The 24,272-nt window shown below is 67.9% G+C and carries 26 protein-coding genes and 2 tRNA genes; 10 read left to right on the top strand and 18 right to left on the bottom strand.

Annotated features, from left to right (window positions below; translation table 11 throughout):
* The coding region (locus tag VFS34_04440; GenBank protein ID HET9793689.1) for an aromatic amino acid lyase at positions 1–537 on the bottom strand (537 nt) is incomplete at its 3' end.
* 50 nt (positions 538–587) lie between these two features.
* Between VFS34_04440 and VFS34_04435 the strand changes: the two genes are divergently transcribed.
* The gene (locus VFS34_04435; GenBank protein ID HET9793688.1) at positions 588–1,916 is read left to right on the top strand and encodes an adenylosuccinate synthase; all 1,329 of its coding nucleotides are present in this window, start codon (positions 588–590) and stop codon (positions 1,914–1,916) included.
* A 174-nt stretch (positions 1,917–2,090) separates the two neighbouring features.
* Here the strand turns inward: VFS34_04435 and VFS34_04430 are convergent.
* The 6 genes from VFS34_04430 to VFS34_04405 all read right to left on the bottom strand — a co-directional run bounded on the left by VFS34_04430 (position 2,091) and on the right by VFS34_04405 (position 5,435).
* A tRNA-Lys gene (locus tag VFS34_04430) sits at positions 2,091–2,166 on the bottom strand.
* Between the two features lie 115 nt (positions 2,167–2,281).
* Positions 2,282–2,569, bottom strand: a complete 288-nt coding sequence (locus VFS34_04425; protein HET9793687.1) for a hypothetical protein — start codon at positions 2,567–2,569, stop codon at positions 2,282–2,284.
* 69 nt (positions 2,570–2,638) lie between these two features.
* Positions 2,639–3,610, bottom strand: coding sequence for an MBL fold metallo-hydrolase (locus tag VFS34_04420; GenBank protein HET9793686.1), 972 nt, complete (start codon positions 3,608–3,610; stop codon positions 2,639–2,641).
* Positions 3,611–3,746: 136 nt separating this feature from the next.
* A complete protein-coding gene (locus VFS34_04415; GenBank protein ID HET9793685.1) occupies positions 3,747–4,304 on the bottom strand; it encodes a hypothetical protein in 558 nt (185 codons plus the stop codon).
* Positions 4,305–4,539: 235 nt separating this feature from the next.
* Positions 4,540–4,614, bottom strand: a tRNA-Glu gene (locus VFS34_04410).
* Positions 4,615–4,826: 212 nt separating this feature from the next.
* On the bottom strand, positions 4,827–5,435 hold the full coding sequence (locus tag VFS34_04405; GenBank protein HET9793684.1) for an outer membrane beta-barrel protein: 609 nt from the start codon (positions 5,433–5,435) through the stop codon (positions 4,827–4,829).
* Positions 5,436–5,554: 119 nt separating this feature from the next.
* On the opposite strand from VFS34_04405, the gene VFS34_04400 reads away from it, so the two are divergent.
* A complete protein-coding gene (locus VFS34_04400; protein HET9793683.1) occupies positions 5,555–5,944 on the top strand; it encodes a response regulator in 390 nt (129 codons plus the stop codon).
* 7 nt (positions 5,945–5,951) lie between these two features.
* Here the strand turns inward: VFS34_04400 and VFS34_04395 are convergent, their stop codons facing one another.
* The 3 genes from VFS34_04395 to VFS34_04385 all read right to left on the bottom strand — a co-directional run bounded on the left by VFS34_04395 (position 5,952) and on the right by VFS34_04385 (position 8,236).
* The gene (locus tag VFS34_04395; protein ID HET9793682.1) at positions 5,952–6,128 is read right to left on the bottom strand and encodes a hypothetical protein; all 177 of its coding nucleotides are present in this window, start codon (positions 6,126–6,128) and stop codon (positions 5,952–5,954) included.
* Between the two features lie 93 nt (positions 6,129–6,221).
* Positions 6,222–6,506, bottom strand: coding sequence for a hypothetical protein (locus VFS34_04390; protein ID HET9793681.1), 285 nt, complete (start codon positions 6,504–6,506; stop codon positions 6,222–6,224).
* A gap of 80 nt (positions 6,507–6,586) precedes the next feature.
* The gene (locus VFS34_04385) at positions 6,587–8,236 is read right to left on the bottom strand and encodes a PKD domain-containing protein (protein HET9793680.1); all 1,650 of its coding nucleotides are present in this window, start codon (positions 8,234–8,236) and stop codon (positions 6,587–6,589) included.
* Positions 8,237–8,511: 275 nt separating this feature from the next.
* Between VFS34_04385 and VFS34_04380 the strand changes: the two genes are divergently transcribed.
* Entirely contained in the window at positions 8,512–8,736 is a 225-nt protein-coding gene (locus VFS34_04380; GenBank protein ID HET9793679.1) for a hypothetical protein, read from the top strand.
* Positions 8,736–9,035: a hypothetical protein gene (locus tag VFS34_04375; GenBank protein HET9793678.1), complete on the top strand. Its 300-nt coding sequence runs from the start codon at positions 8,736–8,738 to the stop codon at positions 9,033–9,035. Before VFS34_04380 ends, VFS34_04375 begins: the two co-directional genes overlap by 1 nt.
* 163 nt (positions 9,036–9,198) lie before the next feature.
* Here the strand turns inward: VFS34_04375 and VFS34_04370 are convergent, their stop codons facing one another.
* Entirely contained in the window at positions 9,199–10,308 is a 1,110-nt protein-coding gene (locus tag VFS34_04370) for a mechanosensitive ion channel family protein (protein HET9793677.1), read from the bottom strand.
* 133 nt (positions 10,309–10,441) lie between these two features.
* On the opposite strand from VFS34_04370, the gene VFS34_04365 reads away from it, so the two are divergent.
* The 3 genes from VFS34_04365 (at position 10,442) to VFS34_04355 (ending at position 13,614) form a co-directional block, all read left to right on the top strand.
* Complete coding sequence (locus VFS34_04365; protein ID HET9793676.1) at positions 10,442–10,591, top strand: lmo0937 family membrane protein; 150 nt, start codon at positions 10,442–10,444, stop codon at positions 10,589–10,591.
* 396 nt (positions 10,592–10,987) lie between these two features.
* A complete protein-coding gene (locus VFS34_04360) occupies positions 10,988–12,160 on the top strand; it encodes a glycosyltransferase (protein ID HET9793675.1) in 1,173 nt (390 codons plus the stop codon).
* Positions 12,157–13,614: an FAD-dependent oxidoreductase gene (locus VFS34_04355; protein ID HET9793674.1), complete on the top strand. Its 1,458-nt coding sequence runs from the start codon at positions 12,157–12,159 to the stop codon at positions 13,612–13,614. The genes VFS34_04360 and VFS34_04355 overlap by 4 nt, the downstream gene beginning before the upstream one ends.
* 46 nt (positions 13,615–13,660) lie before the next feature.
* On the opposite strand, the gene VFS34_04350 is transcribed toward VFS34_04355, so the two are convergent.
* Together VFS34_04350 and VFS34_04345 are read right to left on the bottom strand one after the other, a co-directional pair.
* A complete protein-coding gene (locus VFS34_04350) occupies positions 13,661–14,647 on the bottom strand; it encodes an NAD-dependent epimerase/dehydratase family protein (GenBank protein HET9793673.1) in 987 nt (328 codons plus the stop codon).
* A 514-nt stretch (positions 14,648–15,161) separates the two neighbouring features.
* A complete protein-coding gene (locus tag VFS34_04345; protein ID HET9793672.1) occupies positions 15,162–16,739 on the bottom strand; it encodes a hypothetical protein in 1,578 nt (525 codons plus the stop codon).
* Between the two features lie 127 nt (positions 16,740–16,866).
* On the opposite strand from VFS34_04345, the gene VFS34_04340 reads away from it, so the two are divergent.
* Positions 16,867–17,181 carry a BON domain-containing protein gene (locus tag VFS34_04340; protein ID HET9793671.1) on the top strand — a complete coding sequence of 105 codons (315 nt, stop codon included), beginning with the start codon at positions 16,867–16,869 and terminating at the stop codon, positions 17,179–17,181.
* 195 nt (positions 17,182–17,376) lie between these two features.
* Here the strand turns inward: VFS34_04340 and ligD (VFS34_04335) are convergent, their stop codons facing one another.
* From ligD (VFS34_04335) to VFS34_04325, 3 genes are read right to left on the bottom strand one after another with little or no spacing between them, the layout of a single operon-like run.
* The gene (ligD, locus tag VFS34_04335) at positions 17,377–18,261 is read right to left on the bottom strand and encodes a non-homologous end-joining DNA ligase (protein HET9793670.1); all 885 of its coding nucleotides are present in this window, start codon (positions 18,259–18,261) and stop codon (positions 17,377–17,379) included.
* Positions 18,251–19,192, bottom strand: coding sequence for a non-homologous end-joining DNA ligase (ligD, locus tag VFS34_04330; GenBank protein ID HET9793669.1), 942 nt, complete (start codon positions 19,190–19,192; stop codon positions 18,251–18,253). Before ligD (VFS34_04330) ends, ligD (VFS34_04335) begins: the two co-directional genes overlap by 11 nt.
* Positions 19,189–20,367, bottom strand: a complete 1,179-nt coding sequence (locus tag VFS34_04325) for an AI-2E family transporter (protein ID HET9793668.1) — start codon at positions 20,365–20,367, stop codon at positions 19,189–19,191. Before VFS34_04325 ends, ligD (VFS34_04330) begins: the two co-directional genes overlap by 4 nt.
* A gap of 62 nt (positions 20,368–20,429) precedes the next feature.
* On the opposite strand from VFS34_04325, the gene VFS34_04320 reads away from it, so the two are divergent.
* Both VFS34_04320 and VFS34_04315 read left to right on the top strand, forming a co-directional pair.
* Positions 20,430–22,073 carry a DUF748 domain-containing protein gene (locus VFS34_04320; protein HET9793667.1) on the top strand — a complete coding sequence of 548 codons (1,644 nt, stop codon included), beginning with the start codon at positions 20,430–20,432 and terminating at the stop codon, positions 22,071–22,073.
* 19 nt (positions 22,074–22,092) lie between these two features.
* Positions 22,093–22,530 (top strand): hemerythrin domain-containing protein, encoded by a 438-nt coding sequence (locus VFS34_04315; protein HET9793666.1) that lies wholly within the window; start codon positions 22,093–22,095, stop codon positions 22,528–22,530.
* A gap of 25 nt (positions 22,531–22,555) precedes the next feature.
* Here the strand turns inward: VFS34_04315 and VFS34_04310 are convergent, their stop codons facing one another.
* Both VFS34_04310 and VFS34_04305 read right to left on the bottom strand, forming a co-directional pair.
* Positions 22,556–22,735, bottom strand: coding sequence for a hypothetical protein (locus VFS34_04310; protein HET9793665.1), 180 nt, complete (start codon positions 22,733–22,735; stop codon positions 22,556–22,558).
* A gap of 418 nt (positions 22,736–23,153) precedes the next feature.
* Positions 23,154–24,077: an alpha/beta fold hydrolase gene (locus tag VFS34_04305; protein ID HET9793664.1), complete on the bottom strand. Its 924-nt coding sequence runs from the start codon at positions 24,075–24,077 to the stop codon at positions 23,154–23,156.
* Between the last annotated feature and the right edge of the window lie 195 nt (positions 24,078–24,272).

Here is a 24,272-nt window from a genome sequence, read left to right as displayed (position 1 = left end):
TGCCGCGCGGAGCGCGGCCGCCGTCGGCATCCGCCGTCCCCGGCGGAACGCTTCCCCTTCGCCGATCAGTCCGAGCGCGAGGTGCGCGAGCGGCGCCAGATCTCCCGACGCGCCGACGGAGCCCTGCTCCGGGACGACCGGCAGCACGTCGGCGGCGAGCATCGCGAGCAGCGCTTCGACCGTCGCAACCCGGATCCCGGAGAAGCCCTTCGCGAGCGTGTTCGCGCGCAGGGCGATCATTGCGCGCACGAACGGCGGCGAGAGCGGCGCCCCGACTCCCGCGGCGTGGCTTCGAACGAGGTTCTTCTGGAGCTCGGCGAGCCGGTCCTTCGGGATGACGACGTCCGAAAAGCGGCCGAATCCCGTGGTGATGCCGTACGCGACCGTCCCGCGGCGGGCGAGTCGATCGACGATCTTCCGCGACGCGGCGATCTTCCGGCGCGACGCCGGCGAAAGGGAGACGTGCGCCTCCCGGGCCGCGATCGCCTCCAGGTCCGCGAGGGTCAGCCCTTCGCCCGTCAGTCGGATTCGGCGCATGCCCCGATGATAGTCCGCCGGCCGTGAACCGTGCGATACTTCGAAACCGCGTGCAGAACGAACGTATCCAGACGCTCGCCGTTCTCGGCGGCCAGTGGGGCGACGAGGGAAAGGGAAAGCTGGTCGACCTCCTCTCGGACCGTTTCGACGCGGTCGCCCGCTACCATGGCGGCCACAACGCCGGCCACACGGTCAAGTTCGGCGACCGGCACTTCGCGCTCCACCTCCTTCCCGCGGGCATCATCCGGGGACGCGAGTCGTGGATCGGCGACGGCGTCGTGCTCGATCCCGACGCCCTCTTCGAGGAGATCGACGCGGTGCAGGCCGCCGGCATCGAGGTCGAGCGGCATCTCCGGATCTCCGACCGGGCCCACCTGATCCTGCCGTATCACCGCTTCCTCGACGCCGCCCGCGAGAGCGCGGCGGGAGACGGAAAGATCGGAACGACCCTCCGCGGGATCGGCCCCGCCTACGAGACGCGGGCCGCCCGGACGGGGATCCGCACGGGCGCTCTGCGGCACCCCGGCACCCTCCTGCCGAAGGTCGAGCGACTCGCGAGAGAGATCGGCGGCGTGGCGGCCGCCCTCGGCACCGGCGCTCCTCCGCCGGCATCCGAGGTCTTCGCCCGCCTCCGCGAGCAATCGAAACGCCTCCTTCCGCTCCTCGACGACACGGGCGCGCGCGCCCGCGGACATCTCAAGAGCGGCAAATCGCTCCTGGCCGAGGGCGCGCACGGCGCCATGCTCGACCTCTGCGCCGGCACGTATCCGTACGTCACCTCCTCGACGTGCTCGAGCGCCGGGCTCGCGGCCGGGCTCCGCATCCCCCCGCAGTCTCTCTCGGCCTCGCTCGTGGTCCTCAAGGCCTACACGACGCGCGTGGGCGCCGGCCCGTTCCCGACCGAGCTCTCCGACGAGACGGGCGAATTCCTGCGCAAGCGCGGGAACGAGTACGGCACGAGCACCGGCCGTCCGCGGCGAACGGGCTGGTTCGACGCGGTCGTCGCGCGAAGCGGCGTCGAGCTGTCGGGGGCGCACTTCATGGCCGTCACGAAGCTCGACGTGCTCGACACGCTCCCCGAGATTCCCGTCTGCGTCGGCTACAAGCTCCACGGCCAGCGGGTCCTCGAGCTCCCGTCCGACGTCGAGGACATCGAGGCCCTGGAGCCGCTCTACACCCACTGCCCGGGCTGGAAGAAGGACACGACGGGCATCACGAATTTCGACGACCTCCCGCCGCACGCGAAGGAATACGTCAAATTCCTCGAGCTGCTCTGCGGGGCGAGCGCGGTCGCCGTCTCGACGGGTCCCCGCCGCGAGGAGACCATCTTCCGCGCGGACGGGGAGTTCTGGAACCGACTGCCGACGCCGGCCGCGTGAAGCCGACCGGCGGAGTCGGGTCGCTCCTGCGGCCGCGGGTCATCCGTCGCCGTCGGGAGTCATCGTACGCCGCTCTGCAACGGATCTTCCCGGGACGCCGGCGGCCTCTCGCTCTTTCCGGCGGCGACCCCCGCCGCGATCGGAAACCCCGCCAGGGCGACGCGAACCATGAGGTGGTGAGTCGGCCGGGGCTCGAACCCGGGACCCACGGCTTAAAAGGCCGTTGCTCTACCGACTGAGCTACCGACTCGGGGCGGTGGATTTTAGCAGGTTGGGCCCGTCATCCGCCGCTCCGCGACATCTCTTCTCTTCCCGTGGGGAAGGTTCGCGGGAACGCTCCCTTCCCCGGACCGGATCTCGAACCGCTATCGCTGCAGGTTGTGGATCTCGAAGGACTGCTCCTGCGGCGGGGTCGTGAAACCGCCCGGAACGCCCTTCTGCAGGCGCGGGCCGAGGATGTCGTCCCGGAATCGCTCCCAGCTCTCCCGCGTGTCGTGGATCGCGACGATCGTCCAGCCGCCCGCGGACGGTCCCGCGGCATGGAAGATCTGACCTTTCGGCAGCACGTTCCGGTCGGGGTGCACCGCTCCGAGAGACGCCTCGTACTGCTCCTTCGTTCCACCGGGAAAAAAATGCACGATGCCGTATGCCATTCTCGTCTCCTTTCGCGATCCCGCACGCCCTGAGCAGCGTCAAGCGGCAAGGATCATAAGGCCTCCACGTCAATCCGCCGGCTTCGGCCGCTCCTTCGCTCCCGCGAGCTCCGCCTCGGTCTGCTCGATGTTCTTCGGAGCGAAGAAGTCGAAGGCGAACCAGTCGCCCCACCGCGCGCGGATCTTCGGCAGGACGTCCTCCCGGAGCGCCGCTCCCGACTTTCCGGCGTCCCGGGCTTCCTTCACGGCCTGCCGGAGGCCGGAGAGGTAGTCCCGCAGCGCCATCACGTCGGAAGCGCGGGCGAGTTTCCACGAGTCGAGCTCGGGACGGTCGAGGAAACGCCCGTGCCCCGGAACGAACGCCGAATCGGGATAGTCGCGGGCCAGAGTGTCGAGGGTCGCGATCTGCCTTGCGGTATCCGCGTCGACCAGGTTCGGCAGCGAGTGATCCCAGAAGAGGTCGCCCGTGAAGACGACCTTCGAATCCGGCACCACGACGACGGAGTCGCCCCCGGTGTGGCCGGGCATCACGCGCACGACGACGCGCCGGCCGCCGAGATCGAGCTCGAGGCCGTCGCCGTAGACGAGCGAGGGCAGCGTCAGCCCCGCGATCGAGCGGAGCTCCTCTTCCGTCACGGGCGGGAAGAGGATGCGCTTGTTCTCGGTCCGCGCCCAGGCGCGGACGTTCCGCTGCGCCATCACGACGGCGCCCGCCTGCGCGAAGACGCCGTTCCCCGCGATGTGATCGGCGTGGTAGTGCGTGTCGATGACGAACCGGATCGGAACGTTCGTCTTTTCCCGGATCGCGGCGAGGAGCTGCTCCGCCGCCTCCGGCTTTCCGAACGTGTCGACGACGGCCACGGCATCCGTGCCCACGACGAATCCCGCGTTCCCGCCGGCGTGCATCCCCGGAATCGCGATCGCGGCCCAGACTCCGTTTCCGGCGTCCCGGAGAACGAAGAACGGCTTCGGGGACTCGGCGGCGCTCACGGCGGTCGCGATCGACAGCGCCAGGATCGGAATCATCGATCTTCGAATCATCGGTGTCCTCCCACGGAATGGAGCGAGCTTAGAACTTTTTCCGGGCGCGTCGCCGGGACTTCTTCATGAGGGGAGATGCGGTCGGGGAATTACGCGGCCGACCCGTCGATCGCAACCCCGGGCCTTCACGGGCATGCTACGCTGCGGCCGAATGGACGTGCCTCCGGCGTCTCCCGGCGCGCCGCCGTCGCTCACGCCGTTTTCCTCGGAGCCCGAGATCGAGCGCTGGGACCGGGAGTGGCTCCGCTACCTTCTCCACGAACATTCGGAACAGCTCCGGCCCTACACCGCGTATCCGAACCGTCCCGAGCTTCCGGAGGATCCGCTCCGGATGATCGATGTCTCCCTCGATGGCTGGGCGACGCTGCTGTTCTACGCTTCGGGATCCGCGATCCGCGGCAAGAGCGTGGTCGAGTTCGGCTGCGGCTGCGGGAATCTGGGAAAACTCGTCGCCTGCTATGCGCGCAGCTACCTCGGGATCGATTGCAGTCCGCTCGCTCTCGGCATCGCCCGGCTGGTCTCCCCGCCGAACGCCGTTTACCTTCACCCGAACCAGACCGGGGAACTGGCTCGATTCGCCGGCTCGGTCGATACTCTCGTCAGCCGATTCTTCTGGATCCACCAGAACTTCGAAACGGGGAGACGCGTGCTGAGCTTTGTGGCGCCGCTCCTGAAACCGGGCGGGCTCCTTCACTTCGATTTCTTCTGGCCGAACCCTCGAGAGGCGAAGGGTATCTGGGCGACGGTGGATCGGGTTCGTTCGCCCCACGGGCCGCTGGACGACGAGCCCTCCGCGATGTTTGCGTATTCCGCCGCCGACGTGGAAAGGCTCCTTCGCGGCCTGCCTTTTCGGGTTCTGAGTCAGGAGGAGCACGGGCCGACGCAGCGCCGTTACGTCATCGCGCAAAAGGTTCAGGAGAAGGGCGAACTGGCGTCCCCAACGGGAATCGAACCCGTGTCCCCGCCGTGAAAGGGCGGTGTCCTGACCGCTAGACTATGGGGACGCGGCGGAGGCGGGATTCTAGCACGGCGATTTTTCTCCCCTCACACACGAGAACCATCGGAAATGATCGACCGTACTCGCGACCGGCTCTGTCCTTGCGGGTTTCCCTCCGACCATCGACGATGACGCCAAGGCGCGGTCAGACGCGTCGAAAGACGGGTCCGCCGGCAGGGTCCGTCGGATCCCGTATAGCGGCGCGTATGATCCGCGCCTCTAGAACACGATCCCGATATTCACCGGCACGAACGCAAACCGGGTCCCGCCGGTGTGAACGCTGTTGGAGAACGTGTCGACGTCGACGGAGATGCTCGTGTACCGGGCCTCGATGAACATCCGCGAGCTTCCGCCCGCCTGCAGCGGGAACGCGATGCCGCCGCCGACGTTCCACCCGAACCGCGTCGTGCTGTGGGAGAACGCGTTGCCGGTCGTGATGTCCTGCCCCTCGAACCGCAGATCGTAGGCGCCTCCCCCGCCGATGAAGTACGGCTCGACGGTCATGTTCTTCGGCCCGGCGACGATGTCGAAAGTCCCGTCGATGATCCGGGTCTTGCCCGATCCGGCGAAGAACGCCTCGAGCTCGTTCTTCGTCTTCAGCTCGTGGTACGACCCGTCGAGCCGAAGTCCGACCGGTGAATTCCCGAAATTGAACGTGACGAGCGCGGTGCCGTTCCATCCCGTCTTGTAGACGTCGCTCTGGTCCGCCACCGGGAAGTCCGCGCCGCCGCTCAGACCGAACTGGACCGGGCGCGTGCCTTGCGCGCGGACCGCCGGAGCGGCGGCCATGGCGCCCGCGGCCAGAACCGTGATCACCCACTTTTTCATGCAACACCTCCCTTGCCGCGTGAGGCGCGCGGGCCGTGAAGGGCGCTGCAAGCCGGGTGCCCTCCGCAAGCCCCGCGGGGCGCGTCTCTGGCCCCGGATTTGCTTGCGACATTCTCACCTTGTCCCGAATCGCCGAACAGCGGCCGTCCGCTCCCCGGAGATTTCTCGTCGTCGAGGACGACCCCGCGTCGCGGGACGCGTTCTGCGCCCTCATTCAGCTGACGGGAGACGAGGCCGTGGGCGTCGAGAACGGCGAAGCCGCGCTGTCGTTCCTCGATACCCACCCTGTTCCGACCGCGATCCTCCTCGACATGCGCCTTCCCGTCATGGACGGATGGCAGTTCCGGGAGCGGCAGGGTTCCGATCCGCGCCTTCGCCACATTCCGGTGCTCGTCGTGTCGGGCGACGTGAAATCGAAGGCCGCGGCCCTCGCCTCGGGGGCCTCGGGTTTCGTCGCGAAGCCGATCGACCCGGACGAGCTGATCGTCGCGATCGACGCGCTCCCCTGATCCCGCCTCAGCCCGCCGGCTGCTCCGTGCCGGTGCGGGACTCCGCGGGCGCTTCCGCCTCTTCGTCGCCGAATCGCTTCCCGCACGCGCTGCACACGAGACTCGCATCGTCCGCGGTGGAGAGCTCGGTCGACACGAGCTCGCTGCACGCTGGACAGGTCCAGACGAACGTCGTGCGTTTCATCGGATCGGATTCGTCCGGAACATGAAGGCCCCTGCCTCTCCCCGCGTCGGCGCAAACGAAGCGGGCGTGACGATCGTCATGCGTCGCCGCGGGTCAGGGCTTCTTCTCGGCACAGGAATAGGCCGTTCCCGAGCTCTCGCCGAAAGGAGAGCTGACGAGAACGACGTCTCCCTTCAGCGCGAGCGCCCGGTTCCGGAGCTGGTGGCGGGCATCGGCAAAGCTGAAGGAAAGCCAGACGTTGACGGTCCCGAGCTCCTTGCATCCCGCGACCGCTTTCTCGTCGCGGGTGAGAACGACCTTTTCCGAGCCCGGGACGACGCTGGCGCACCCCGCGGCCAGGGCGGCGGCGGCGAGGAGACCCATGCGAAGTCGCTTCATGGCGCACGAGTCTACGACGAAAAAGCCGCGGCCGCCCGGGAGGGCGGCCGCGCGGGAAGACGAGCGGCCCCCGCCGCGGATCAGTAGATCGAAATCGTGTTCGTCGTGCTCGCCGATCCGTAAGCGTTCTTGACGGTCAATCGGACCGTGAACGTGCCCTTGCCCGTGTAGGTGTGGGTCGGGTTCTGCGACGTCGAGGTCGCGCCGTCGCCGAACGCCCACGTCCAGGAGGTCGGCTTGTTCAACGTCGTGTCGAGGAACTGCACGGCCGTGTTGACCGGAGCCGGGTTCGGCTTGATCGAGAAATGCGGGTCCGGCGCGCTCCCCGTCGTGGTCGTGGTCGAGCCGGACTTTCGCAGGAGCACGTAGGCATTGAACTCGGGGCCGGTCGCCGCCGGCGTCGACCAGCCGATCGGCGGCGCCGAGGGCAGGCCGGTGGTCGGCACCGGAATCCTTCCCCCCGCATAGGTGCCGGTCGCGACGGGCGGGCCGTAGAAGTTCTGGGCGTTTCGAACCTCGTAGACGTCGCCGACCTTCAGGACCGCGCTGACGTCCGGATAGACCGTCGCGTTGTGGGCCCAGTTGTAGGACGTGATGTTCGCGCGTCCCGGCTCCCATGCGTTCGGCCGGACGAAGACCTGGTTCGGGGGATTCGGCGGCGGGCTGCCGAGGTAGAACGTGTTCGACGGATACGCGCTGGTCGAGAATCCGCCGCTGTGGCCATGGAAAACGTTCCCGGTGATCGTGTACCCGTTGAGTCCGGTGAACTGCGTCGGCCAGTCGTTGTCGGCCGAGTCGTAGTTGTTCTCGTAGACCAGGTTCGACGTTCCCGCCGTGTTGTAGCCGCCGATGTCTTCCTTCCCGATGTTCGAGTAATACGAATAGTTGTTCTTGAACACGGGGTTCTGCGCGATCAAGCCGCCGCCGATCTCGATGTTGTTGGACTCCGTGCTGTCGATGTAGCCGTTCTGGAAGACCGTGTTTCCCTCGGTGTCCATGTTGTTGATCGGGGCCGCCGTGCCGCCGAAGAACTGGATGCCCTTGTCGAACTGCTGGAAGATGATGTTGTCGATGAAGCGCTTCGTGCCCGTGTTGTTCTGGGCGTAGATCCCGTGGCCGTGGCCCCGATCCGACGCCGACCATCCGTTGTAGTACACGATGCACCCGTTCATCTCCATGTCGGTCGCGTCGATCCAGAAGCCGTTGCCGAGCGTGTCGTGGATCACGAGGTTGATGAACTTCAACCCCGGATGCCCCGGCGTCTGCATCGTCGTGACCGCCGAGCCCGACACCGACGACGACGTCCGATTCGTGTTGGAGCTCATGATCTCGAATCCCCAGTAGCGGGTGTAGGCGCCGCTCACCTGCAGGATCGTGTGCCCTCCGGCGTTCACGCCGTCGAGCGTCGCCCGCTCGCCGGGATACTGCCGGACGGTGATGGGCGCCGACGACGTTCCGGTGAGATAGCTCACGAACGGACCGTAGTACCGGCCGCCCCGGAGCCACAGCGTGTCGCCGGGCTTCAACGCCGACGGCTGCTTGAGCGCGGTCGTCAGGTCCCACGGACGCGAGATGCTGCCGTCTCCGGAGGACGAACCCGAGGGGGAGGCGTAGAACTCGAGGGCCCGCGCGCTGCCGGCGAACGCGAGAAAGAAGAGCAGCGCGCCGACGAGAATCCCCAGGCGCGGCCGGACAGACGAAGAGCACGGTTCGGGTTGACGAGGAAGCATCGGTCCTCCGTGGGCAGTGGCGAAAGGCGTTCGCCGTTTAACCGAGGCTCACCGTTCGGGAGAATTCCAGGCGGCAGGTCCGAGTTGCAGCGATTCCTCCGAAGGGAAAACCGTTAAATCGCTGCAGGGAGACTGCCCGATCGGGCAGGACGATGTCAACCCTTTTTGTCAGGGCCTGGCAGAAATCCGCTCAAACATGACCGTGCAAGGTCCCTGCCAGTCGATGCAATTGGCTCATGCGTTGCTTTGCCTTTTTCACGAAAGTGAGGACGACGATGGCGCTATGCTTGGAACCGTTCGGCGAGGAGGTCGCAAGGGGCGCGCAGTTCATCGAGGCCTGCCGGCCGGAGCCGAGTCCCCTCGATGATCTCGCGGATCGGTGGAACCGGACCTCGGGTGATCTTCAGCGGTTCGCGCGGGAGAATCCGGGCGCGGCCCTCGGAGCCGGGCTCGCGGCGGGAATTCTGATGGGATTCTTCCTCGGGATCGAGAGAGGTTGATGTCGCACGCGATCGACTGGTCGGAAATCGCCGGAGAGATGAAGGGGCAGGCCCGACGCCAGGCGCCGCGGCTCCTCGCCCTCGGCATCGCGACGGGACTCGAGCTCGCGATGCGCCGTCGATTGCGCCGGCAGGCGCCGAAGCTCCTCGCGCTCGCGATCGGCACGGGAGCGGAGATGATTCGCCAGCGCCGCTCCCCCGTTCACGGCGGCGCGATCCGGAAGAGCCGCGCGGGGTGGAAGCTGCTGGCGGTCACGGGACTGGCGGCGGTGGCGGTCCTCGCGCTCAATCGCCGCTGACGCGGCGCTTGTCGAGCCGGCTCCGGTCCGCGAGCCCCCCGCGACGCGTAAAAAGGCCCCGAGAATTTTGGGGTTCTCGGGGCCGTCGAAACCGTGGCCGGTTTCGAAAAACTTCAGGAGCGATACGGGGCTTCGTGGTGCAAGGCCCGGGCCACAATGGGGCTCAGCGGTTGTTGTCGTTCGGAACGCGGAACTTATCCGGGTTTTCCTGTACCTTCTTGAGGAGCGCTTTCGTGAGCCGGGTCTTGACGGTTCCGGCGTTCCGCGGGGAGACGAGGTAGCGAACGCGCGCGTCGATCCAGGTGTTGACGTTGACGCGGAAGAAGACGGCCGGCCGTTCTTTGACGTTCAGCTGATCGACCGGCGTGCGCGACAGGAGTTCACGGAACACCTCGATCCGCTTCAGCATCTTGGAGCCGATCTCCTTCTGGGCCTCCTCCTCGAGAGTCCGCGCGATGAACTCGAAATCGGCCGTGTAGGCGACCTGGAACTTGACCTCGTTCCAGATGTAGGGAAAGAGCGGCCACGAGTAGTTGAAGATCGTCGTGTTCAGGACCTTCGAGTTCGGGAATTTGACGATGCGGCCGCTCGGATGGTCTCCCGAGATGTACTTCCCTCCGACTTCCCAGAGGGTCGTGTCGAGGTAGCCGACGTCGATCACGTCCCCGACGGCATCGTCGATCTCGATGCGATCGCCGACGTGGTACGGCGACTTCGCGAGGATGTACACCCAGCCGAAGAAGCTGGTGAGCGGCGCCTGCAGCGCCAGTCCGAGGACGAGCGAGATGAGGCCGAGGGAAGCGAGGGTCGTGCGCCAGTTCACGAACAGCACGGTGAAAGCGATCGAGACGATCAACATGCCCGCAACGAGCCGGAGGACCCGCTTCAGGTTGTATTTCGAGACCGCGCTCTCGATCCGCGAGACGACGAACACCGACGTGGCGCGGTTGAAGATGAGGACGGCGGCGATGAGGAGCGCGGCGAGGGTCCCCCGCCGGAGGAGAGGCGAGTTGACGGGGTCCAGCAGGTCGATCTCGCGAACGAGCCCGAGATAGAAGACCGCGAGAAGAAGGGCCGCAGCGGCCGAGATCCCGAAGAAGATCTTGTCGCCGGTGTGGGGGACCGGCCGGGTTCTTCCCTCGCTCGCGGTCTGTCGGAGCGCTTCCCGAACGTCTTCCCGCTCGCGGATCTGTTCGGGAGGCGCCTCCTCGATGTCGACCCGGTCGGGTCCGTTGCGGAGCTCCTCCGGCTCCGCATGTCTCTTCGCGCTCATCACGTCCTGCCTGTGCAAGGTGCGAGCCGTCCTCCCCGGGGGCGCGTCAGGAGTCTGTGGCGCCGCGACTTATCCCGGCTTTCGGAACCGGGGCACGACCCTTGCTGATACCCCTCGCGAAAGGAGGGCGCGCATGCTTCTCACGATCGGAATCATCCTGTTTGTCGCATGGTTGCTCGGACTCGTGGCGTTTCACGTTGGAGGGCTCATTCACCTCCTGCTCGTGCTCGCCGTCATCTCCGTCATCGTTCATCTTTTCACCGGACGCCGCAGCGTCGTCTGACGCTCCAACTCGCCCACCCCGGCGTCGCGGCCCGAGCCGCGGCGCCGGGATCGATCGGGCGGCCCCGCACGGCTCGATCTTCCATCCGACAGTCAGGAATGCGTTTTGCAAGGGGGCGGGCAGACGGCCTACCAGAACACCCGCGAAGGGGGCGCCGAACTGATCAGGTTGGCGCGCCCCCTTCGCGCGGCCTCGATTATACGTCCGAATCGCTGATCCCGCGACGACCTCTACCCGTTTCTTTTCCGCATTTGCCACGCTTCCCTTGGTACGTCGATTGCTTCGTTCGGGGTGACGGAGCCGCGAGGCGGCTCGTCTAAAAAATCAATTCGGCTTCCCCCGAAGCGGAAAGGTGGCATCGCAATGAGAGAGCGCTCGACAGAGCACGGACGAAGTGTGGACACCCAACCGGCCGGTCCTCCTCTCGTTCCCGGAGACTTCCCGCTCGTCGTCCACTCGCACCTCCGCTGGTCTTTCGTCTGGCAGCGCCCTCAGCAGATCCATTCGAGACTCGCGCTCCATCATCCGGTTCTCTTCATCGAAGAGCCCGTGGTCGCCGCCGACGGCCCTCCCCGTCTCGTCGTGTCCGAGCCGTGGCCGAACGTCCTCGTCGTCCAACCCCATCTTCCGGAGGCGAGCCCGGACGAAACCGGAAGCCTCGAGCGGGAGCGGGAGGTCGTTCGCCTCCTCCGAAAGGAGCGGCCGGCGGGATTCGATCGCGCGGTCCACTGGTTCTACAGCCCCCAGCTCACCCCGCAGCTCGACGCGTTCGACGATCCGATCGCGGTCGTCTACGACTGCATGGACGAGCTCACGCAGTTCGCTTTCGCACCGCGCCAGCTCGCCGAGCGCGAGAAGGAGCTCCTCGCCCTCGCCGACGTCGTCTTCACGGGCGGCTACGAGCTCTACCGCGCCAAGAGCCGGCTCCACGACAACGTCCATTTCTTCGGATGCGGCGTCGATTTCGACCACTTCCACCGCGCGGCGGGAGAGGCCGACGTCGCCGCTGACCTCCGCGGGATTCCGGCGCCCCGGCTCGGTTACGTCGGAGTCATCGACGAGCGGCTCGACTACCCGCTGATCGGCGCGCTCTCGCGCGAGAATCCCGACTGGTCGCTCGTGTTCGTCGGACCCGTCGTGAAGGTCGATCCCGCGTCGCTTCCGCGCGCGGCGAACCTCCACTATCTCGGTCCGCGCGATTACGCGGACCTCCCGTCCTATATCGCGGGATTCCAGATCTGCCTCATGCCGTTCGCGATGAACGAGGCGAGCCAGTTCATCAATCCGACGAAAACTCTCGAGTATCTCGCCTCCGCCCGGCCGGTGCTTTCGACGCCCATCCGGGACGTCGTGCGGAACTTCGGCGACACGGTGCACATCTCCGACCGCGGCCAGTTCGCGGCCCGGGCGCGGGAGATCCTGGAGGGCCGCGCGATCGACCCCGAGCGCGGCTGCGACGTCGCCCGGCGGTCCTCCTGGGAGCAGACGATCGCGAAGATGGAGTCGCTCGTGCGCGCGGCCGCGCCGGCGGCCGGAGACGGCACCGCGAGCGAGACGGTGAGCGCATGAGCCGGATCCTCATCCTCGGCGCGGGACCGGCGGGGCTCGCCGCCGCCTACCGGCTGAAGGAGCTCGGCCACGACGACTTCGAAGTGCTCGAGGCGCGGGCCACGCCCGGCGGGCTCGCATCGAGCGAAACCAGCCGGAACGGGTTCGTCTACGACATCGGCGGGCACGTCCTCTTCTCGCACTTCCGCTATTTCGACGAGCTCTTCGACCGGATGCTCGGCGACGGATACCAGGAGCTCGAGCGCGAGAGCTGGATCTGGATCATGGACCGCTTCCTCCCGTATCCTTTCCAGAACAACATCAAGTACCTCCCGAAGGAAGCCGTCCTCGAATGCGTGCTGGGCCTGATCGAGGCGAACCGAGCCGGGCAATCTCCGTACGACAACTTCGAGGATCTGATCCATGGCGTCTTCGGCGCCGGCATCGCGAAGCACTTCATGATGCCCTATAACTTCAAGGTCTGGGCGCACCCGCCCCGGATGCTCGGCACCCGCTGGATCGGCGAGCGCGTTCCGGTCGTCGACATCGAGCGCGTCCTGGGAAACGTGATCCTCGACCGCGACGACGTCTCGTGGGGGCCGAACAACACGTTCAAGTACCCGCTCCACGGCGGGACGGGGGGCCTGTTCACCCGGATCGCGGCGACCCTGCGCGGGAAGATCCGGTACGGCGCTTCGGTCATCTCGATCGATGCCCGGCGCAAGCGCGTCACGCTCGACACCGGGAAGGAAGTCGACTACGACGAGCTCGTCTCGACGATCCCGCTCGACCGCCTCGTCGAAGGAATCGCCGAGGCTCCCCCGGAGGTTCGCCGGGCGACCGGAGATCTCCTCCATTCGGGGAGTGCGATCGTCGGGGTCGGCGTGCGCCAGCCGTGTCCATCGAAGAAGTGCTGGATGTATTTCCCGGAATCCTCGTCGCCGTTCTACCGCGTCACGTACCTCTCGAACTACTCGCCGGAGGTCGTGCCGGACGCCTCGACGCACTATTCGCTGCTCGCGGAGGTTTCGCGCTCGCCGTACAAGCCGGTGAACCTCGACACGGTCGTCGACGAGGTGATCGACGGGATGGTCGCGAGCCGTCTCCTCTCCCCCGCGGACCGGCGCGACATCGTCGACACGCACCTGATCGTCCGCGACTACACGTACCCGATTCCCTCTCTCGACCGCGACGCCGGCCTCTCCGTGATCCAGCCGTGGCTCGAGGCGAGGAACATCCATTCGCGCGGGCGTTTCGGCGCGTGGAAGTACGAGATCGGGAACATGGATCACGCGGTGCAGATGGGCGCCGAATGCGTCGACCGCATCCTCCTGGGGACCCGCGAGCTCTGCTGGAACGACGAGATCCTCCCGAAGGACGAGCAGACGCTGCGGCTGATGCCGGAGGCGGCGGCATCCGCGGTCGTCGCCGACGTGGCGCAGGAAGACTTCGTCGGGGCGACGTCGGAGGCCTGACGCCGGCCCGACAGTCGTTCTTCCGACTCCTCGGCCCCCGGGGCGTCTATTCGGCGAGCCGCGGAGCGGCCAGGTGCTCCGGATTCCGAACGAGGCTCCCGGGACGTCGGAACCACGAGATCGTCGTTTCCAGCCCCTTTTCCAGAGGGGTGTATCCCGGGATTCCGAAGTCGCGCATCAGCTTCCGTCCGTCGAGGACGCTCCGCCGCTGCTCCCCCGGAGCCGCCGCGTCGTGGACCGGCGGAGGGGCTTCGGGGATCCACTTCCGGATCAGCGCCTCCATCCGGTTGACCGAGGTCTCGACTCCGGTCCCGACGTTCCACACGCCGCTCGCCGCCGAGTCGACGGCGCGGCGGTTCGCCTCCACGCAGTCGAGGACGAAGACGTAATCGCGGGTCTGTCCGCCGTCGCCGTGGATCCGGGGCGCCTCGCCGCGCAGCATCTTCTCGGCGAAGATCGCGACGACGCCTGCCTCCCCTTTCCCGTTCTGGCCGGGGCCGTAGACGTTGGCGTAGCGGAAGACGATCGTCTGGAAGCCGTGCTCGACGCGGTAGAAGTGCAGGTACTTCTCGACCGAGAGCTTCGCGACGCCGTACGGAGAGACGGGGTTCGTCGGATGGCTCTCGTCGGCCTTTTCCCCTTCGGGCTCGCCGTAGATCGCTCCTCCCGTCGACGAGAAGATGACCCGCCGCGCGCCCGCTTCCCGGCACGCCTCGAAGACTTTCAGCGATCCGATGACGTTGATCCGCGCGTCCCGGACAGGATCGCGGACCGACGCGCGGAGGTCGATCTGGGCGGCATGGTGATTGACGACGGAGATCTTCTCGTCGCGGAGCAGCGCGGCGAGGTTCATCGTCGAGAGATCGTCTTCCACGAACCGCGCGCCCTCGGGCACGCGCTCCCGGGAGCCGGTCGAGAGGTCGTCGACGACGACGACCCGGTGCCCGTCCCGAAGATACGCCGCGGCGACGTGGCTTCCGATGAATCCGGCGCCGCCGGTGACCAGCACGTTTCGCTTCTCGGCGGTGCTCATTTCCTGCTGATTACCTTTCCCTTCTTCCCGCGCCCCGCGTGGTGCCGCTGGGCGCTCCCTCTCGCGCGCAAGACGCGTCCGGTCGGCTCGAACGTCTTCCCTGAGAAGGCATTATACGAAACCATGAAGGGCTCGAATCTCGCTTTCGAGCGCTCTCCCGCGGTACGCCGCGGCTTTCCCCGTGCCCGGTCGACTCCCGCCGGGAGACCCGGACGCCGGGGAGAGGGCGCGGCCCAGGGACCGGCGTCTTCGTCGAACGGGCGAACTCCATCGCCGGACCGGAATCGCAAGAATCGTTCCACGCCGCGGCGGGCCCCTTGCATCGGCCCGCTTCCGATGCGCGAGGAATTTCCTCTCGAGCCCTGTTCCGGATGCGGAGAGCCGCGCTCTATCGTCGCCGTCGAGCGGCGCCGCTTCGGGGAACTGTGGCACCGGATCGAGATCCACCATCCGCACGCGTCGTGCCGTGGGGGAGGAGAGTGCGGTTACGCGATCGTCGTCGACGACCGCATCCTCATCGCGCCGCTCTCCGCCCCTCGAACCAGGACTTCGCGTCGGCGACCTTGAGGGAGGGTCGGCCGCCGGCGACGTCGATCCCGACGGCGAGCGATCCCGCCGAGACGAGAAAGGCGCCCTCGGTCGTTCGCCCGCTCTTGCGGTAGTCGCCCGCGACCGTGAACTTCCCGCCGCTCGCGACGAGACGTCTCACCTCGACGAGCTGCGGACCGAGGACGACCGCCGCCGCGGCTCGGAAGTCCTTCAGGCGGAAGATTTCCTGTGCCCACTTCGGCAGGCCGACCCCGAAGAGCGTATAGAGCGGGCGCGCATCGCGGCATCGCGCGGCGACCTTTCCCGACAGCTGCAGCCCCTTGTCGGTGGACCGGAGCTTCCCGGGGCCGATCTCGAACTTTCCCCACCACCGGCCCTCGTCCGGTCCCGTCGAGCGTTTTTCGCCCTCGCCGGGCGAACCTTTCGCGCCCTTGCCGGGCGACCCTTTCGCGCCCTCGCCGGGCGACCGCGCCGCCTCCCCCGCGCCCGGCGAAGTCGAGATGTCGGCGAGCTCGATGGTGGTTCCGTGGAGCGCTCCTTCCGCCTCTCCCGGACGCCAGTCGTCCATGCGAAGGCGCACGACCGCGGCGCCGGACAACGTTCTCTTGCGGTATGCGGCCCGGGCGCCGTCGGCGGCGAGCGTGGCGGAAAGGCTCCCCCGCCCGTTGCGAAGCTCCAGATTCCCTTCGATCTTTCCCTTGCCTCCCGACAGGCGCGGCTCGGGAGAATCGCGAAGGTAGTAGTCGAGGAAGGCAACCCCGGGCATCTCCCCGCTCGCGCGCGCCTTTCCGGACACGAAGCGATACACCTCGTTTCCCCGGACCGCGCGCGGATCGAAAGGTGCGATCTTCCCGGCGACCGTCGCGCGGAAAGAGCGGGCGGCTACGTTCCGGCCGACCTGCACCGTCCCCCCCCCGAATTCGACGCGGGCGGGCCCGACGTTCGCCCGCTTCTGCGGCCACAGGAAGAACGCCCCCGCGACCCGGACGTCGCCTTCGTAGCGGTACGCGTCGAACCAGATCTCCCGGCCCGGCGCGTCGAGGTCGTCGATCTGCACCTGCCAGTAGTGACCGGGCTCCTCGGGAGGGGGGAAGAACGGCGGCCCGCCTTTGACCGGGACCTCGCCGAACCCGGGAATGGGCGGGAGCGGAGCGCGGTCGGCGGCGGCCGCATGCGCCGCCGGGAGACGCTGCCGCAGCCGGAACCGGAGACCGCTCGCGCGGACGGACGTTGCGTGGAACTTCCGTGCGAGAAGATCGAGGATCGAGTATCGGATCTCCGCCCGCTCCATGCGAAACCACCACTGGACGTTCGGATCGCTTCCCCGGAGCTCGAGCCCGGTGACCTCGATCTTTCCGGGCCACGGCGCGGACGCCGAGGCGTACGTCAGGCGGAGTTTCTCCGGCTTCGCGCTCATCCAGCGAAGCAGCAGGCCGCGGCGGACGACGAAGGAAGGCGTAGCGACGAGAACCGCGAGCAACGCGACGAGGATCGCGAGGGCCCACACGACGGCTCGGCGGCTCTTTCGAAATCTTCCGGACATTCAGGGAGTGCCCGCGGAGCAAGGGACGGGCCATGGCACAACCCCTGCATTGGCCGTGTCGCGGGAACGAGCGGAACCGGAATCTCCGGTTCGTTCGGGTTCCCGGAGAAGTGAAGAAGGAGTTCTCATGACAAAGACGCACCGGGTACCCACCGCTCTCGCCGCTCTGCTGCTGCTCGTCGGCCTCGCCGCGTGCAAGACGACTTCGTCGCCGCACCGCCAGGTCGACGACTCCGCGATCAAGGCCTCCGTCAAGGCGAAGCTCGCCGCCGACGTGCGGCTCTCGACGCTGACCAACGTCGAGGTCAACTCGACCGACGGCATCGTGACGCTCGCCGGAAAGGTCCGCAGCGAAGAAGAACGGCGAATGGCGGGCGAAGTGGCACGTTCCGTGGACGGAGTCGTCCGCGTGGACAACAACCTGCAGGTGGAAGGACGTTAGCGGAGCCGGGTTGACGCGGCCGCCCGGTTCTGCCGGGCGGGTGCGGAGCCGCGGGGGGTCCGCCCCCCGCGGCTTTATTCTTGCGCGACGGGGCCCGGAACCGGGAACCGTCTTTCACGAATCGTCCTTGGCTGGTCGAAATGCGTCCCTCGCGTCCCGTCGCCCCTGCGTCGCCGGAGCGCGCTCCCGCGGCGGTCATCCGCGCGGCAGCTTCTGCCGCGATCTCCAGAACGACTTCCAGGGATCGGCCGACGCGAGCCGCTTCTCGAACGTGCGAAGCGCGAACACGGCCGGATCGAGCTTCGGATCGACCTCGCTCCAGTCGAGCGGCGCGGAAACGGGCGCCTTCGGCCGGCGCCGCACGGAGTAGGGCGGGACGATCGTCTGGCCGAAGGCGTTCCGCAGCGAGTCGGCGAACACCCGCTTGCCGCGCCGCGCCTTCGACATCTCGACGGTGACGAGCGCCGGCTTCCGCTCGGCGAGGCGGCGGCCGATCTCCGCCGCGAAGGCGCGCGTCGCGTCCTGCGCCGCTCCCGCGGCGAGGGGGACGAAGACGTGGAGGCCGCGGCTGCCGGAAGTCTTCGGATAGGAACGGATCCCTTCTTCGTCGAGGACCTCCTTCAGCAGCCGTCCGGCGCGGGCCGCGTCGGCGAAGGTTCCGGAGGAAGGATCGAGGTCGAACGCGAGCCAGTCCGGTCGATCGAGATCGTCCTTGCGGCAGTTCATCACGTGGATCGCGATGCACCCGAGGTTGACGAGCGAGAGGAGCGCCTTCTTCGTCCCGCCGACGACATAATGCACGATTTTGCCCGTGCTCTCCGCCCGGATCGGGACCGTCGGGAAGCCGCCGTCGGCGGGAAAATTCTTCTGGAAGAAGCAGGGGCCCGCCATCCCCTCCGGGCAGCGCTCGGCCGTCAGGGGCCGGTCCTTCAACCACGGAAGGAGGGCCGGCGAGATGCGGTCGTAGAACGCCGCGACGTCCCCTTTCGTGATGCCGTCGTCGGGCCACCACACCTTGTCCGGATGCGTGATCCGGACTCCCCCCACCATCGCTTCCGCGCGTCCCCCGCTACGTTTCACGCTCGCTCCAGCGAAGATCCCGCGCGGGTTTGTCCGAGCGCAGGCCGAGGAACGTCGGGTGGCGCAGCTTCCCGTCCTCGGTCCACTCGGTGAAGCCGATCTGCGCGACGAGCTCGGGCTTCACCCAGTGGGCGCCCTTCTCCTTCGGACGCGCGCGAAACGGACACACGTCCGACGGCCGGAACCGCTTCGACACGTCCGCCAGGATCGCTTGCGAGTACCCCGTCCCGACCTTGCCGGCATACCGGAGCCGGTCCCCGTCGAAGAGGCCCACGAGCAGCGCGCCGAAATGGACGCGGCTCCCGCCGGGCTCCGTCCACCCGCCGATCACGAATTCCGACTCCTTCCGGACCTTCACCTTGAGCCAGTTCCTCGAGCGCGAGCCGGGCTCGTAGACGGACGCCTCGCTCTTGCTGACGATCCCCTCCCAGCCGCGCTCCCGCGCCTCCCGGAACGCCGCGAGGCCGTCGGCGGCGAGCCGGCGAGAGCGGCGGAGCACGCGGCTCCGCGTCGGGACGATCTTCTCGAGCCTCCGCCGGCGCTCCGAGAGCGGCCGGGGGAGGAGCGACTCCCCTCCCGCCTCCAGGCAGTCGAAGATCGCGTAGACGAGGGCGACCTTCTCGCCGAGCTCGCGGCGCTGCAGCCGCTGGAACCGCGAAACGCCCTCCTCGTCGAACGCGACGATCTCGCCGTCGAGGACGAAGTCCCCGTCGAGCTTCGCGAGCGCGGCGGCGATCTCGGCGAAATCCGCCGTGCGGTCGATCGCGTTCCGCGAATAGATCCTCACCCGCGCGCCCCGCTTGTACGCGAGCGCACGGTAGCCGTCGTATTTCTCCTCGTTGACCCACCCCGCGCGGCGGAACGGCGCGTCGACGAGGGTCGCGAGCATCGGCGGGAGGGGCTCCTTGACGCGGCGGGCCGCCGGCTTCACCGCGCCTCCGGGTCCGGAAGCTCCTGGCCGCGGAGCACGCGGTCGACGGCCGCATCCGAGCCGTTCTCCGCCGCTTCCTGGAGCGCCGAGTGGTCGGTCAAGACCTCGTCGCTCAGGTACTCGTGCAGCCAGATCCGCTCGACGATCGGATACGCCGCGACGAGCGGAAGGATGAGCACCGCTCCGAGGATCCCCTGCAGCGTCCCTCCGACGACGAGGGCGATCAGGACGGCGAGCCCCGAGAGACGCAGGCGCTTGCCGTACACCCTCGGGATCAGGACGTAGTTCTCGATCACGTGGTAGAGGATATACAGGGCGAGGACCGCCGCGGCGGCGATCGGAGACACCGTGAGCGCGAGGAGCACCGCCGGCACGGTCGAGACCACCACTCCGAGGACCGGAATCACGTCGCAGAACGCCGCCAGGATCGCGAGGGGAACCGCCGCCGGCACCCGGAAGATCGTGAGGGCCGCGAACGCGTAGAGACCGTACACGATCGACGTGAAGAGCTGCCCCTGCACGTAGGCGATGACCACCTCCGAGACCTCGGAAACCGTCACCGCCATGCGCCGGCGGAATCGGCGCGGCACGTACGCGAGGAGCCACGCGTAGAAGCGGCGCCCGTCCAGGACCAGGTACAGCGTCAGAACGAGAACGAGGATGGTCGCCGTGCCGGTCACCACGGCGACCCGCCCCCAGGCAAGCGGGCGCTTGAGCGACGCGGCGACCTCGGGCGAACGCGGCAGCTCGAGGATCTGCATCACGATCGTCGCGACGAGAGGATGGATCCCGGTGAGGCGCTTCTGGATCGCGGCGCGGCGCGTCGCGAGGTCGTTCTGGAGCAGCAGCACCTGATCCGTCAGCGGCGGGATCACGAGCCACGCGAACAGCGCGATCGCCGCGACCATGGCGGCGGCGAGCAGTCCGACCGCGACGCCGTGCGAGAGGCCGCGCTTCTCGAGCCTCGCCGCGAGGGGATTGAGCGTCACCGCGAGGAGCAGCGAGATGAGGAACAGGAGGAACGGCCCCGCCAGGCGGAGCACCGCCCAGACGAGCAGGGCCGCCGCGAGCAGCTTGAAGATCGTGCCCCAAGAGACGCTGACATCCAGCCGTCCCCGGGCCTCCGGGTCCCGCGCCTTTCCGTCGGAGAAAACGGCCATTCGCAGGCCGTCCATCGCACGAATCGCGCCATCTTTCCGGAACTGCGGTGGCACGGGCCTTGCGCCCGTTTTCCCGCATGAGCCGAGCGCGCCCCGAGGCGCCGCCGCCGTCCCGTTCAAGAGCCCGGAAATCGGGGCTCCGAACCGCGCTGCTCGCGGTCCCCCGGGCGGTCCGGTGGGTGCTCGCGGCGATCCTCGTTCTCCTGATCGTCCTGGTCGTCGCGTCGTTCTTCGTCGACGCCCCGATGCGCCGCCACATGGAAGCGAAGATGAACGAGAGCCTGAAGGGATATTCCGTCCGGCTGCCCGGGCTTCATTTCCAGCTGGTCGGGATGTCGGTGACCCTCCACGGGCTCACCGTGCGTCAGAACGCGCACCCGGAGACCCCCGTGCTGACGATCCCCACCCTGCACGCCAGCGTCGAATGGCGCGAGCTTCTGACCGGGCACGTCGTCGCGGACTTCCGGCTCGACCAGCCCCGCATCCACGTCGACCTTCCCCAGCTCCGGGCGGAGGTGAAGGGCCCGTTGCCCGCGCGGGAGGAGGGATGGCAGCAGGCGGTCGAAGCGATCTACCCGCTCAAGATCAACCTTCTCCGTATCAACGACGCCGACGTGGTCTACGTCGACGAGGATCCGGGCCGTCCGCTTCACATCGCGCACCTGAACGCGCGGGCGGAGAACATTCGGAACATCCATTCCCGGGCGCACGTGTACCCCTCCCCCTTCCACGCGGAGGCGGTGATCTTCGACCGCGGACGTGCGGTCCTCGACGGCCACGCGGACTTCCTCTCGGAGCCGTTCCCGGGGGTCCACACCACGTACGACATCCGGGACGTTCCGATCGACCGCTTCCGCCCCATCGTCGAGCGCTCGAACATCGTCGTCAAGGGAGGAACGCTCTCCTCCTCCGGCGAGATCGAATATGCCCCGAAGACGGAGCTCGTCGACGTCCACGATCTGCTCCTCCAGGGGCTGAAGCTCGACGTCGTGCACTCGACCGCGACGGCGGGCAACGAGCACTCGAAGAAAGCCGCCGTCGAGAAGGCGGCGTCGAACGTCACGAACAAACCCGCGGTGCTGCTCCGGATGCAGAAGCTCCGGATCCGCGACGGAGAGATCGGCCTCGTGAACAAGGCCCACAATCCGCCGTACCGCGCGTTCCTCTCGAACACGAACGTCGACGTGTCGAACCTGTCCAACCACTTCAGCCAGGGGCCGGCGAAAGCGACGCTGACCGGCCGGTTCATGGGAAGCGGCGCATCGCACGCGACCGCCGCGTTCCGCCCCGAGGATGCGGGTCCCGACTTCGACCTCATCGCGGCGATCGAGCACACCGACATGACCGCCATGAACGACATCCTGCGCGCCTACGGCAAGTTCGACGTCGCGAAGGGGGACTTCTCGTTCTACAGCGAGCTCCACGTCCGGAAAGGCGCGCTCACCGGCTACATGAAGCCGCTCTTCGCCGACCTGAAGATCGGCGCGCCGGGCGAGAAGAAATCGCTCGGCAAGAAGGTCTACGAAGCGGTCGTCTCGGGCGTTTCGAAGATCCTCGAGAACAGGAAGAAGAAGGACGTCGCGACGGTCGTGGATCTGTCGGGGCGGATCGACAATCCCCGGGAGAGCGTCTGGCAGATCATCGGCAAGGCGATCGAGAACGCCTTCATCCGGGCCATCCTGCCCGGATTCGACCGCGAGGTCGCGTCCCTTCGCCGATAGAAGGAGTCCCCCGCTCCCCATGACGCCGTTCGCCATTCTCCGCGCGGATCACGACCGGGTGCGCGCGCTCATCGACCGTTTCGAGGAGCTCGGACCGCGAAGCCACCGGGACAAACGAATGCTGTTCGACGAGATCCGCGGCGAGATCGAGGCGCACCAGCGACTCGAGGAAGAGGTGCTCTACCCCGCCGCGCGGGAGGCCGGGATCGAGAGCGCGGCCGGCGAGAGCCACCGGATCGTCGAGCGCCTCCTCGCCGAGCTCCAGGGCCTCGGGGTGGGTAACCGCCGGTTCGACGTCGTGTTCGCCGTGTTGCGGGAGAACGTCGAGCAGCACATCCGGGAAGAGGAACGCGACGTGCTGGGAGATCTCGAGGGGAAACTCACGACGGACCGGAGGGAAACGCTCCGGCACGCGATCGAGCGAAGGCACGAGAGCCTCCACTCGGCGGCGGGCTAGGAGGGCTCGAAAGGGACGCCGGGGCTCAGGAGCGCGCGACGCCCGGCTCCCGGGCCGTCTCCTCGTCGGAGCCTCGCTTTTCGCGGCGGTCCGGGCCTTCGAACTCCTCGACCTGCTCCACGTAGTCCTGCTTTTCCTTCCCGGTCAGGTCGGGGCCGCCGGGTTCTTCGCTGACGCTTCGTCGGGTCCGGTCTTCGGTTCTCATCGGGGTCTCCTTCCTTCCTTCCTTCGATGGATGAAGGGCGGGCCCGAAGGCCCGCCCTGTCGTCGCCGCTATTTCTTCTTCGAGCTCGATGAGCCCTGATCCGGCGAGCCCGAAGAGGACTCGCGGCCCGATGTCGACTGCTCGCTGCGGCCCGAACGGCTCGATTCCCCGGTCCGGCTCGCTTCGCCGGAACGGTTCGGGCTGCCGCTGTTGCTTCCTCCGCTGGTGCGAGATCTCTCGTCTCGATTTTTTTCCTTCATGTCGCTCCTTTCCGGGCTCCACGCCCGATGGTGGGACGACATCGTCCCGGAATTCGAGGCTGCAAGATCCGAGCCGCGGGCGCACCGGCGTTTCCCGGAGCACGCGAATCCCGCGAACGGTGGAATGCCCCTCCGGATGGCTCCGGGCGACGACGACGTCACGCGCCGGCGGGAAGCGACGCCAGCCGGTCCTCCGCGGCGAGGAACGCGACCGAGCTCGCGATGACCGCGGGATCCCTCAGGATCTTGTGATGGCCGAGGCCGCGGGTCCGCACGATCGTCGCGCCTCTCCAGACGCGCACGATCATTTCCCCGTCGCGGAGAGGAACCGCGTGATCGCGTTCGTCGTGAAAGATGAGGAGCGGGAGCGGGCGATCCGGCACGCATGCGACGAGGCGGAGGTCGGGCCACTGCCACCCGTGCTGCGCCGCCAGACGCTCCTTCATCTTCTCGCGGACGTCCGGAGGGATCCGGAGCGCGCGAGCGAACCGCCAGGAGAATTCCTCGGGATTGGTCGTCGGGGCGAGCAGCACCGCCCGCCGGAGAGCGAGTCCCCCGCGGATCGCGAGGACGCAGGCGGCGGCGCCCGCCGAGTGCGCGATCGCGCCGGCGAACGGCCCCGCGCTCTCCTCGGCGGCGACGATGCAGCGGGCGATGTCCGGGAGTCCCGTCTGCCGCCCCCCGGACTCGCCGTGGGCCGGGGCGTCGATCGCGACCACGGAGAAGCCCGCGTCGAGGAGCGGGTCGACGAATTTCGAGAGGCGTCCCGCATGCCCTCCCCAGCCGTGGACGAGGAGGATCGTGCGCTCGGCCGAACCCCACCTCCAGGCGGCGATCCGGCGTCCGCGATCGGAAAAGGAGATCCGCTCGCCCCGCTCGAGCGCCCGCGACTCCGCCACGAGCCGGGCCGACCGGGGCGGGGTCCGGAAGAGCCGCTCCGCCCACCGCGACGCGAGCCCGACCGAGAGTTTCCCCAGGGCGGGAAACGTCCGGCGCACCATCGACCGCTTGATCTGGTCGAGCTTCCTTTGGCGCGGTCGCCGGCACCGGGGAGCTCCGCCGGGGGCGACGTTATGCGCCATACCGGGGCGTCTCGTCGGAGTCGATCGGATCACGCATTTGCGGATGGAAAAAATTGCAAGAAGCGGACCACGGGACGGACGCTCCGGCTTGCCGGGGTTTTCTCCCCGATCCGCGGCCGCGCGGCCGCGGGAACTCCGACGCGAAAAGGGGAAGGTTAGGCGGCGCCGGCTTTCCGGCGGGCGGCGGTCTTCGGC

This window comes from Thermoanaerobaculia bacterium (assembly GCA_035717485.1).
Classification (GTDB): domain Bacteria; phylum Acidobacteriota; class Thermoanaerobaculia; order UBA5066; family DATFVB01; genus DATFVB01.
This window is presented reverse-complemented; position numbering and strand designations above follow the sequence as displayed.